Annotated in this window: 9 protein-coding genes; 3 read left to right on the top strand and 6 right to left on the bottom strand. The window is 72.8% G+C overall.

Annotated elements, in window-relative coordinates:
• The 4 genes from I0C86_RS34390 to prmC form a co-directional block, all read right to left on the bottom strand.
• Positions 1 to 2256, bottom strand: a 2256-nt coding sequence (locus I0C86_RS34390; protein WP_196205482.1) for a transglycosylase domain-containing protein, incomplete at its 3' end; no start/stop codon positions are given.
• Between the two features lie 219 nt (positions 2257 to 2475).
• Positions 2476 to 3123 (bottom strand): arsenate reductase/protein-tyrosine-phosphatase family protein, encoded by a 648-nt coding sequence (locus tag I0C86_RS34395; RefSeq protein ID WP_196205483.1) that lies wholly within the window; start codon positions 3121 to 3123, stop codon positions 2476 to 2478.
• Position 3124: 1 nt separating this feature from the next.
• Positions 3125 to 3769 (bottom strand): L-threonylcarbamoyladenylate synthase, encoded by a 645-nt coding sequence (locus I0C86_RS34400; protein WP_196205488.1) that lies wholly within the window; start codon positions 3767 to 3769, stop codon positions 3125 to 3127.
• Positions 3770 to 3874: 105 nt separating this feature from the next.
• Entirely contained in the window at positions 3875 to 4858 is a 984-nt protein-coding gene (gene prmC, locus I0C86_RS34405) for a peptide chain release factor N(5)-glutamine methyltransferase (protein ID WP_323374017.1), read from the bottom strand.
• Positions 4859 to 5024: 166 nt separating this feature from the next.
• Here prmC and I0C86_RS34410 point away from each other — a divergent pair, with 166 nt between their 5' ends.
• Positions 5025 to 6584 (top strand): GGDEF domain-containing protein, encoded by a 1560-nt coding sequence (locus tag I0C86_RS34410; RefSeq protein WP_196205484.1) that lies wholly within the window; start codon positions 5025 to 5027, stop codon positions 6582 to 6584.
• Positions 6585 to 6653: 69 nt separating this feature from the next.
• Here the strand turns inward: I0C86_RS34410 and prfA are convergent, their stop codons facing one another.
• Complete coding sequence (gene prfA / locus I0C86_RS34415) at positions 6654 to 7742, bottom strand: peptide chain release factor 1 (protein WP_196205485.1); 1089 nt, start codon at positions 7740 to 7742, stop codon at positions 6654 to 6656.
• Between the two features lie 100 nt (positions 7743 to 7842).
• Positions 7843 to 8067 carry a 50S ribosomal protein L31 gene (gene rpmE / locus I0C86_RS34420; protein ID WP_196205486.1) on the bottom strand — a complete coding sequence of 75 codons (225 nt, stop codon included), beginning with the start codon at positions 8065 to 8067 and terminating at the stop codon, positions 7843 to 7845.
• Positions 8068 to 8295: 228 nt separating this feature from the next.
• Here rpmE and I0C86_RS34425 point away from each other — a divergent pair, with 228 nt between their 5' ends.
• On the top strand, positions 8296 to 9450 hold the full coding sequence (locus tag I0C86_RS34425) for an RNA ligase (RefSeq protein ID WP_323374018.1): 1155 nt from the start codon (positions 8296 to 8298) through the stop codon (positions 9448 to 9450).
• Positions 9447 to 10349, top strand: coding sequence for a phosphatase domain-containing protein (locus tag I0C86_RS34430; RefSeq protein WP_196205487.1), 903 nt, complete (start codon positions 9447 to 9449; stop codon positions 10347 to 10349). The genes I0C86_RS34425 and I0C86_RS34430 overlap by 4 nt, the downstream gene beginning before the upstream one ends.
• Positions 10350 to 10436: the final 87 nt, after the last annotated feature.

Raw genomic sequence — 10436 nt, forward strand, 5'->3', positions numbered from 1 at the left:
GCCGGGGACCGGAGCCGTCGGAGCCGGAGCAGTCGGGGCCGGAGCGTTCGGGGGCGGAGCGTTCGGGGCCGGAGCGTTCGGGGCCGGCGCCGGAGCGGTCGGGCCCCGGGTCGGTACGGGCGGGACCGGCACGACCGGACGCGGGCCGAGGTCACCCGCGCCGTCGCCGAAGGCGATCTCCCGTCCCGGCGGGGTGAAGTCCCGGCGAGGCTTGCCCTTCAGCGCCGACGCCATGGTGGTGGCCACGGCGGCGATGACCTTCCGCTGCACCGGCGCACCGACCGCCTCGCTCGGGTCGTCCGGGTTCGCGGCGATGGCCGCCGCCGCGAGCTGCGGGGTGAAGGCGACGAACGTCTCGCTGGTGTACCCCTCCGCGCTGCCGGTCTTGCCGGCCACCGGCTGCGCGCCGAGGATTCCGGCGACCTCGGGCGCGCTGCCACCGTCACACTGCTGGTACGCCGACTGGTTGCCCACCGGGCAGCGGGCCGCGTCCGTCGCCGCCCGCGCGACCTCGGGTCGGAGCATCCGGCCACAGGTCGAGGCGGCGGCCGGCACCGCCCGGCCTGCGGCGTCGACGACGGAGAGCACCGGCAACGGCTTGCAGTACGTCCCGTCGGCGGCCAGCGTCGCGTAGGCGTTGGCCAGGTCGAGCGGGGTGGTGGCGGCAACGCCGAGGGTGAACGCGCCCCAGCCACGCGCGCCGTACGCGGCCAGCCGGGCGTCGCCGTCGGCCCGGAACACGATCCCCAGCCGCTCGGCCATCCGTACCGCCTCGTCCGCGCCGACCCGCTGCTCCAACGCCACGAAGTAGGTGTTCACCGAGCGCCCGAAGCCGGTCCACATGTTGCGGTAGCCGTCCATCCAGCCCGGGTTGGCGTTGGCCGGACACCAGTAACCGGCACAGCTGTTCGGCCCGCTGACCGGATAGCTGGTCAACAGCTGGGACGGCGCCACGTAACCCGCGCTGAGCGGCATCCCGGACTCCAGCGCGGCCAGCATGGTGAAGAGCTTGAACGTCGAACCGGCCTGGTAGCCGTCGATGTCCCCGCCCCCGGCGACCAGCTGGTTGACCGTGTTCGGATAGTTCTCCTGGCCGGGCGGATTGGAGTCGAGCCCGTAGTGCCGGTTCACCGCGAGCGCCAGGACCCGGCCACTGCCGGGCTGCACCACCGCCATCGGCATGGCTCGACGGTCGGCGTAGCCGTACACCCCGAGGGTCTGTTGCAGCGCGCTGGCCTGGATGGCCGGGTCGAGCGAGGTGACGATCCGGTACCCGCCCCGGCGCAACGTCTGTTGCCGCTGGTCGACGGTGTGTCCGAAGGCCGGGTTCGCGGTCCACCAGCGCCGGAAGTAGTCGCAGAAGAAGCCCCAGTCGGAGTGCCCGTCGGAGACTCCCGCGCAGTCGTTGGGTTCGGCACCGGGTCGCAGCGCCAACCGAACCGCCTGGGTCCGGGTCGCCGTCTCCGCCCCGATCGCCCCGGTGCCGACCATCTGGCGCAGCACGTACCAGCGGCGGTCCAGGGCCGCCTCGGCGTCGCCGCCGATCGGGCTGTCCGACTCCGGCGAGCGCACCAGGCCGGCGAGCAGGGCGGCCTCGGCCAGGTTCAGCTGCCGGGCCGGCTTGGAGAAGTACCGCTGGCTGGCGGCGGCGACGCCGTACGCCCCGGCACCGAAGTAGGCGATGTTCAGGTACCGGCTCAGGATCTCGTCCTTGGACAGCCGCCGTTCGAGCGCCAGCGCGTACCGCATCTCCTGGAGCTTGCGGCCCGGCGTGGTGGCGGTCGCCTCGGCGCGCTGCTCCTCGGTCAGGCCGGGATCGCTCTTGAGCACGTTGCGGACGTACTGCATGGTCAGCGTCGAGGCGCCCTGCCGCACCTCGCCGCCCATCTTGTTGGCGACGAACGCCCGGAGCACGCCGCGTACGTCGACGCCGCCGTGCTCGTAGAACCGGGCGTCCTCGGCCGCCACCGTCGCCTGCCGCATCACCAGGGACACCTCGGCCAGCGGCACGTTCGTCCGGTTCTCGTCGTAGAACGAGGTGATCAGCGTCCTGCCGTCGGCGGCGTAGAGGTAGGAGCGCTGCGCGGTCGGCGGGGTGCGCAGGTCCTGAGGCAGGTCCTCGTACTGCGCCCCGGCCGACTTCAGCCCCACCGCCAGCAGCACGTACGCCGGCAGCGCCGCCGCCGCCAGGATGGTGCCGGAGAGCACCCCGGCCAGAAAGAGGGTCCAGAGTTGACTCAGCCGCAGCCGGAGCATGCGGTACCTCCCGGGCGGAACGGCGAAACGGCGCAACCCGGACGAGTACGCCGGGTTTGGGACTCCGTCAGCCTGCCGTCATATTCCGCCCACTGCACCCGCTTTGCCCTAAACCCGCACCAGATTCACGAAAGCGGGTGACGAGGGGTGTTAAGAAGGGGCCCTTCTTCTACAGAAAGCGATAAGAAGGGGCCCTTCCTTACGGCTCCTTACGGCTCCTTACGGCAGGAGGACGGCCGCGAGCGGCCGTACCGCCTCCTCGATCTCGTCGGCGACGCGACTGAAGCACTGGTCGCCACGGCCCCAGGGGTCGTCGAGGTCGTCCGTGGGGAGAGGAGAGGAGGAGGTGGAGGAGGAGCCGTGGCGGGATTTTTCCAGGGCGGCGACCAGGGCGGCGCCTCGGGCGTGGACGGTGTCCGGGTCGGGGTGCCCGTCGGTGGCCGGCGGCAGGGTGGCGGTGTCCAGGGCGGCGAGGAGGCGGGCGAACTCGCCGAGGACGAAGGTGCGGGAGGCGGCGTCGGGGCGCAGCGCCACCACGTACTCCTGCTGGTCGGCCGTTGCCGTCAGGACCAGATCGGCCGCGTCGATGTGCTCGGACCGGAGCTTGCGGGCGCCGAAGTCGTCGGCGTCACCGCCCCGGGACCGCACCTGCCGGGCGGCCGGCGGGTTCATCTCCTCACCGGCGTGCCAGGCGCCGGTGCCGGCGCTGTGGCTGTGTACCAGGTGGTCCGCCGCCCCGGCGTCGGCAGCCGGATCGGCCGTGCGCCGCGCCAGCCGTTCCCGCACGGCCAGGGCGAGCAGCCGTTCCGCCATCGGGGACCGGCAGATGTTGCCCATGCAGACGTGCAGCACCGTGAACGGCGGCACGTCAGGACACCTCGCCCTGGATCTCCGGTACCACGTCGCGGAGCTTCTCCAGCGGGATCGCTCCCTGGCGCAGCACCCGGGGCACCTCGCCGGTCACGTCGACGATGGTGCTCGGCACCGGCTCGGGGCAGGCCCCCGCCTCCAGGTACGCCCGAACCGCGTAGCCCAGCTGCTCCCGGGCCTCCTCGGCGGTGACCGCCGGAGGCTGCCCGGTCTTGTTCGCCGAGGAGACGGCCATCGGGCCGGTCTCCCGGAGCACCTCCAGGGCGACCGGATGCAGCGGCATCCGTACCGCCACGGTGCCGGCGGTCTCGCCGATGTCCCATTGCAGGCTGGGCGAGTGCTCGACCACGATGGTCAGCGCACCGGGCCAGAACGCGTCGGCCAGCTCGCGGGCGGCGGTCGGCAGCATGAAGACGAGCCCGTCGAGGGTGCGCCGGGAACCCACCAGTACCGGCGGTGGATGCTGCCGGTCCCGCCCCTTGGCATTGAGCAGCGCCTTGACGGCGTACGGCGTGAAGGCGTCCGCGCCGACCCCGTAGACGGTGTCGGTCGGCAGAACGACCAGTTCGCCGTTCTTGACCGCCTCGATCGCCGCGGCAATGCCTCGGTCACGGTCCGCGAGGGACCGGCAGTCGTAGAGCATCACGAGGAGCCAGTCTGCCACGCCGGAACGGCCATCGTGGCACGGGTACCACGCCGGTTCCCGGCCGTCGCACCGGGCGGGCCCACCGGAGCGCGTCGGGGCGGGTCAGGCCGTCGCGCCGGCCCGGCGGGCGGTGGCGAACCGGGGTCGGCCGACCAGGTCCGGGTGGTCGGCGATGTCGACGAACCGGCCGTCGGCGCGCAGCAGGTCGGGAACCACCGTCCCGTGCGTGTCGTCGTGCTCGATGCCCAGGGCGCCGCCCGGCCGCAGCAGCCGGGCCGCGCGGGCCAGCACGAACCGGATCACGGCCAGCCCGTCCGGGCCACCGAAGACCGCGTCCGCCGGATCGTGGGCGGCCACCTCCGGGGGTACGGCGGTGCCGTCCGGGACGTACGGGGGGTTGCAGAGCAGCACGTCCACCCGGCCGGCGAGGTCGCCGAGCAGGCTCGGGTCCGCGACGTCACCGGCGACGACCTCGATCGGCGGGTCGCCCGCCCCGGCCCGCTCGCCGGCGTTGCGCCGCAACCAGGCCAGCGCCGGAGCGGCCCGCTCGACCGCGAACACCCGTACCCCCGGCACCTCGTCGGCGACGGCGAGCGCGATCGCGCCGGTGCCGCTGCACAGGTCGACCACGATCGCCGGGCCCGGCTGCCGGTCGGCGGCCGGGATCGCCGGCCCGGTCTCCCCGGCGAGTTCCGCCCCGCCCGGCTCGGCACGACCGACCCGACGGGCCTGCGCGATGCCCCAACCGGCCAGCAGTTCGGTTTCCGGGCGGGGTACGAAGACTCCGGGCCCGACCGCCAGTTCCAGGTGCCGGAACGCCGCCGTGCCGAGCAGGTGCTGCAACGGCTCGTGCCGGGACCTCCGGTCGACGAGGTTCCGGAGCCGGGCGAGTTGTCCGGGGGTGAGCGGGTCGGCCAGGGCCAGCGCACCGCGCCGCACCCCGAGGACGTACGCCACCAGCAGTTCCGCCTCGGTCCGGGCCGGACCGACCCCGGCGGCGGCCAGTTCCGTCGCCGCGAGCGCGGCCGCGACCGACGGTCGGGTCCGTTCTGTCCCTTCATCGGGATGCTGAGGAATACGCGTCACGACATAATCATGAAACGTCGGCCGGGGATCATCGTGTTGCGGGTGCGTTTCCGCTCCGGTTCGGCGGGTTGCACTGACCGGTCGGGGGACCGGAACGGGCGCCCGCCGGGTCGACGGGACCGCTGTAGGACCGACGGGGCCGCTGGCGAGGCGATGGAGGTTGTGCGTGAGTTGGCTCGACCGGGTCGGAGACCGGGCCGAGGAGTTGATGCACGCCCACGCCCTCATGGAGAGCAGCCGGTCCGCCGAGGCGTGTCTGATCTTCGAGCAGGTCATCGACACCACCGACGACCCCTACTCCCGGGCGGACGCGCTGTTGCAGCGGCTCTCCGCGGTCATCAACCTGGGTCGTACGGCCGAGTACACAAGGGCGGTCGAGCAGGCGTTCGACGCGGCCCGGGACCTGCCGGACCCGTACCTGCACGGGCACCTGCACGCCCTCGCCGCGCTGGCGGCGCACAACCAGGGCGCGCTGGACCGCTGCGTCACCCACCTGGTGCGGAGCGCCCGCGCGCTGGGCTCGGTCCAGGACCCGGACCGGGAGACCGCCTGGGGCTGGCACGACCTGGCGATGGCCTACTCGTACCTCAGCTTCCACGGGTACGCCCTCGGAGCCATCGAGCGGGCCCGCCGGTTGGGGCTCACCTCGGGAATTCCGGAGGAGACCTTCGCCGCCCCCGGCATCCGGCTGCGCAACGCCGTCGCGCTGGACCATCACGGGGACAGCGACGGCTGCCTGCGGGTACTCCGGGACGTCGGCGGTGACCTGGAACGGTTCGTCCGGGCCGGTACGGCCGGGCAACTGCGCCCGAGCAGCCGGGCGGCGTACGGGTACGCACTGGTCCGGCGGGCCGCCCTCGGCGCGGCGGTCGACCCGCCGGAGGTGCCGGAACTCGATCCCGCCTGGCTGCTGGCCAACGGCGGGGACAGCACCCGGACCCGGGACATCCGTCAGCTCGGCGGGGCGTGCCTGGCCATCGCCGCCGGGCGGCCGGCGGAGGCGATAACCCGGCTGGAGTCGATCCAGGTCTCCGCCGAGACGCTGGGCGCGGCGGAACACGCCCGACTCTCCAGCCTGGCGTACGCGGGGATCGGCGACCATGCCGCCGCGCACCGCGCCGACCGGTACGCGTTCCGGTTGGCGACCCAGCGCAACGACCGGCTCCGGGACGTCTACGTGGACGGCATCGCGGCGCGGATCGAGCACGAGGAGATGCGCCGGGAGGCGGCCCGGTACGAGGGCGAGGCGTTGACCGATCCGCTCACCGGGCTGCCGAACCGGCGCCGGCTGGAGCGGTACGTGGCCGGGATGGTCAGCCGGGGCGAGCCGGCGGTGATCGGCGTGGTCGACCTGGACGGCTTCAAGGCGGTGAACACGACCCACGGGCACCACTCCGGTGACCTGGTGTTGCAGCGCGTCGCCGGGGTGATCAACCGGGTGATGCGCCGGGGTGACTTCGTCGCCCGGTACGGCGGCGACGAGTTCGTCGTGGTGCTGCCGGGCGCCGGGATGGCCGAGGCCGGCGAGGTGGGCCGGCGGGTCGGCGCGGCGGTCGCGGCCGAGGACTGGGAGTCGGTGGTGCCGGGCACCCCGGTCGGGGTGAGCGTGGGCTTCGCCGAGGTACGGGGTTCGGCTACCGGCCTGCGGGACGCGCTGGGCACGGCGTTCGAACTCGCCGATCGGGAGATGCTGCGCGCCAAGGCGAGGACCCACGCGCTGCCCTGACACCGGGCCCGGCGCCCCGGCCCCTCACCTCCGGTCGGGGTCGACCGGGCCTGCGCGACGGGCCGGTCGTCAGCGACGGGTCAGTTCGGTCCCGCCGGCCAGCCGTGCCGACCGGTCCGCCTCGGCCAACGCGTCGAGTACCCCGTCGAGGTCGCCGGCCAGCGCCAGATCCAGGTTGTACGCCGTGTACCCGATCCGGTGGTCGGTGATCCGGTTCTGCGGGAAGTTGTACGTGCGGATCCGCTCGGACCGGTCCACGGTGCGGACCTGCGACCGTCGGGCGTCCGACGCGGCCGCGTCGGCCTGCTCCTGCGCGTTGGCGAGCAGCCGGGCCCGCAGGATCCGCATGGCCTGCTCCCGGTTCTGCAACTGCGACTTCTCGTTCTGGCAGGAGACCACGATCCCGGTCGGCAGGTGGGTGATCCGGACCGCCGAGTCGGTGGTGTTGACCGACTGGCCTCCCGGCCCGGACGACCGGAAGACGTCGATCCGCAGCTCGTTCGGGTCGATCGTGACGTCGACGTCCTCGGCCTCGGGCAGTACGAGTACGCCGGCGGCGCTGGTGTGGATCCGGCCCTGGGACTCGGTGACGGGCACCCGCTGCACCCGGTGCACCCCGCCCTCCCACTTCAGCCGGGACCAGACCCCGTTTCCGCCCTCCGGCACGCCCCTGGCCTTGACCGCGAGCGAGACGTCCTTGACCCCGCCGAGGTCGGAGTCCTGCGCGTCGAGCACCTCGGTCGCCCAGCCGTGCCGTTCGGCGTACCGGAGGTACATCCGGAGCAGGTCGCCGGCGAACAGCGCGGACTCCTCGCCGCCCTCGCCCGCCTTGATCTCCACGATCACGTCCTTGGCGTCGTGCGGGTCGCGCGGAATCAGCAGTTCGGCCAGCCGGGCTTCGAGCGCCGGCAGGGCCGCCGCGATCGACTCCGCCTCGGCCGCGAACGACGGATCCTCGGCGGCCAGCTCGCGGGCGGCGGTCAGGTCGGCGCGTACCTGCTCCAGCTCATCGGCGGCCTTGTGCAGCGGGGTCAGCTCGGCGAACCGTCGTCCCACCCGCCGGGCGGTGTTCTGGTCGCCGTGGATCGCCGGGTCGGCGAGCCGTCGTTCCAGCTCCGCGTACTCGTCGAGGAGGCTGGCCAGCCGGTCGCCGCTCATGCTCGTACTCCTTCTGATCCGAACTCCTGCGGGTGGGGCTGGAAAAGGCACGACGGCGCCCGCCCCCGGTACGGACCGGAGGCGGGCGCCGTCGACGCTGCTACTTGGCCTTCTTGGCCTGAACCTTGGCGTACTTCTGCTGGAACTTCGCGACCCGGCCGGCGGTGTCGAGCACGCGCTGCTTGCCGGTGTAGAACGGGTGGCAGGCGCTGCAGGTCTCGACGTGGATCGAGCCCCCCTTGGCCGTGCTGCGGGTCGTGAACGTGCTGCCGCACGAGCAGCTCACCTCGGTGGTGACGTACTCGGGGTGGATGTTGGGCTTCATGTCGCCTCGGTCCTTTCATCGATGGTCGCCGGGTCGCCGTCGGCACCCGTCACCCGCGACAGGCCTGTCGCTGCACGGGAACGGACTCGGGCGTGAACCGGAACCGTTGGCCGACTGACCAGTGTGCCATGGCCGTAGAGCCGGCCCGAAATCGGGCTGCACACTCGATCCGTGACGGATAACGTCACTCCTCCCTCTCGCATTCCCACCCCGCCGGAAGGCACACCCGTGATCCCCGCAGCCGCCGATCCCGCCACCGTGGCCCCGGTCGCCCCTCCCGTCACCCGGCTCGCCGACATCCTCGACCCGGCGGCGCTCGACTCCGCCATCGCGGCCGGGCACGTACGGATGCAGCGCCATCCGGAGCGGCCGCTGTCGATCTACAACTACACCGAGGCGTGCGTCTACGCGCACGAGTGGACGCCGGTGACGATGGCCTGTCGGGGTCTGGTGGTGGACGACAGCTCCGGGGCGGTGCTGGCCCGGCCGTTCCGGAAGTTCTTCAACCACGACCAGCCCGGTGCCCCGGACCTCCGACTCGACGCACCGGCCACCATAACGGATAAATCGGATGGTTCGCTCGGCGTGCTGTATCCGGACGGAGCCGGCTTCGCCGTCGCCACCCGGGGCTCGTTCACCTCCGACCAGGCCCGGCACGCCACCGCCGTGCTCCGGAGCCGGTACCCCGACTTCGTCCCGCCGGCCGGCCACACCGTGCTGGTCGAGATCGTCTACCCGGCCAACCGGATCGTGCTGGACTACGGCGGCCTGGACGACCTGGTGCTGCTCGGCACGGTGGAGATCGGGACCGGTCGCAGTTCCGGCCCGGAGGCGGTACCCGACTGGCCCGGCCCGGTGGTCGAACGGCTGCCCCACCGCACCCTGGCCGAGGCGCTGGCCGCCCCGGTACGCGAGAGCCGGGAGGGACTCGTCGTGCACTGGCCGGACACCGACGTCCGGGTAAAGATCAAATACCCGGAGTACGTCCGGCTGCACCGCCTGACGTTCGGACTGAACGCCCGGGTGGTCTGGGAGTTCCTGGTCACCGGTCAGGATCTCGCTGGTTGGGTCGCGCCGCTGCCCGACGAGTTCCACCGCTGGGTCGACTCGGTCGTGGCCGAGCTGACCACGGCGGTCGAGGCCCGGGCCGTGAAGATCGAGCAGGCGTACCGTGACATCGTGGCCGAGCTGCCCGACGGCTGGACCCGTCGCGACTTCGCCGAGCGGGCCGCCCGGCACCCCGAGCGCGCCTTCCTCTTCCTGCGCCTTGACGGCAAGGACTACCACCCGCTGCTGTGGCAGCAGGTCCGCCCCTCGGCGGACCGGACCCTGCACAAGGTGGGACGAGACGACATGACCGAGCCGAGCGAGGAGACGGCATGACCCGACTGATCGTCACCCGCGGTCTGCCCGCCTCCGGGAAGACGACCTTCGCCCGGAAGCTGCAACCGGGCGTCGTCCGGGTGAACCGCGACGACCTGCGCCGGATGCTGCACGGCGAACGGCTCTTCACCCAGTGGGCCGAGGGCCAGGTGACCGTCGTGCAGCGGGCACAGGTCGAGGCGCTGCTGCGGGCCCGCGCCGACGTCTGCGTCGACGACACCAACCTGCGGTCCCGGACCCTGCGGGACTGGGCCCAGCTCGCCGCCCGGTTCGGCGCGACCTTCGAGGTGCACGACTTCACCGACGTACCGGTGGAGGAGTGCGTCCGGCGCGACGCCGAGCGACCGGAGCAGGACCGGGTCGGCGAGGAGGCCATCCGACGACTGCACGACCGCTATCTCGCTGGCCGCAAACTGCCGCTGCCGCTGCCGACCGTCGAACCGGGCGGGCCGGGCACCGTTTACGTTCCGCCACCGTCGGCCGACGCGCCGGAGATCGTCCTGGTGGACATCGACGGCACGGTCGCGCTGATGTCCGGGCGCAGCCCGTACGACATGAGCCGGGTCGGCGAGGACCGGCCCAACCACGCCGTCATCGCGGCGGTCCGGGCGATGCACTCGGCCGGCTACGGCGTGGTGTTCTGCACCGGACGGGACGCGTCCTGCCGGGAGCAGACCACAATGTGGCTGGACGAGCACGTCGGCATTCCGTATCTGGCCCTGCACATGCGGGCGGCCGGCGACGCCCGGCGCGACTCGGTCGTCAAGCGGGAGATCTTCGACCGGGAGATCCGCGACCGGTACCGGGTGGTCGGGGTCTTCGACGACCGGATGCAGGTGGTCCAGATGTGGCGCCAACTCGGCCTGACCGTCTTCCAGGTCGCCGAGGGCGACTTCTGACTCCCGCCCGCACGCCCACAAACCGTCCGGGCGCCATGATCCAGGAGAGTGGCGCCATGATCCCGGGAAGTTCGGCCGGCTCTGACC

It is taken from the genome of Plantactinospora alkalitolerans (assembly GCF_015690345.1).
GTDB classification, from domain to species: domain Bacteria; phylum Actinomycetota; class Actinomycetes; order Mycobacteriales; family Micromonosporaceae; genus Plantactinospora; species Plantactinospora alkalitolerans.

Bases quoted from the DNA above. Each gene is read 5' to 3' on its own strand.
- rpmE (WP_196205486.1), bottom strand. From the start codon at position 8,067: ATGAAGCCCAACATCCACCCCGAGTACGTCACCACCGAGGTGAGCTGC.
- prfA (WP_196205485.1), bottom strand. From the start codon at position 7,742: ATGAGCGGCGACCGGCTGGCCAGCCTCCTCGACGAGTACGCGGAGCTG.
- I0C86_RS34400 (WP_196205488.1), bottom strand. From the start codon at position 3,769: ATGCTCTACGACTGCCGGTCCCTCGCGGACCGTGACCGAGGCATTGCC.
- I0C86_RS34430 (WP_196205487.1), top strand. From the start codon at position 9,447: ATGACCCGACTGATCGTCACCCGCGGTCTGCCCGCCTCCGGGAAGACG.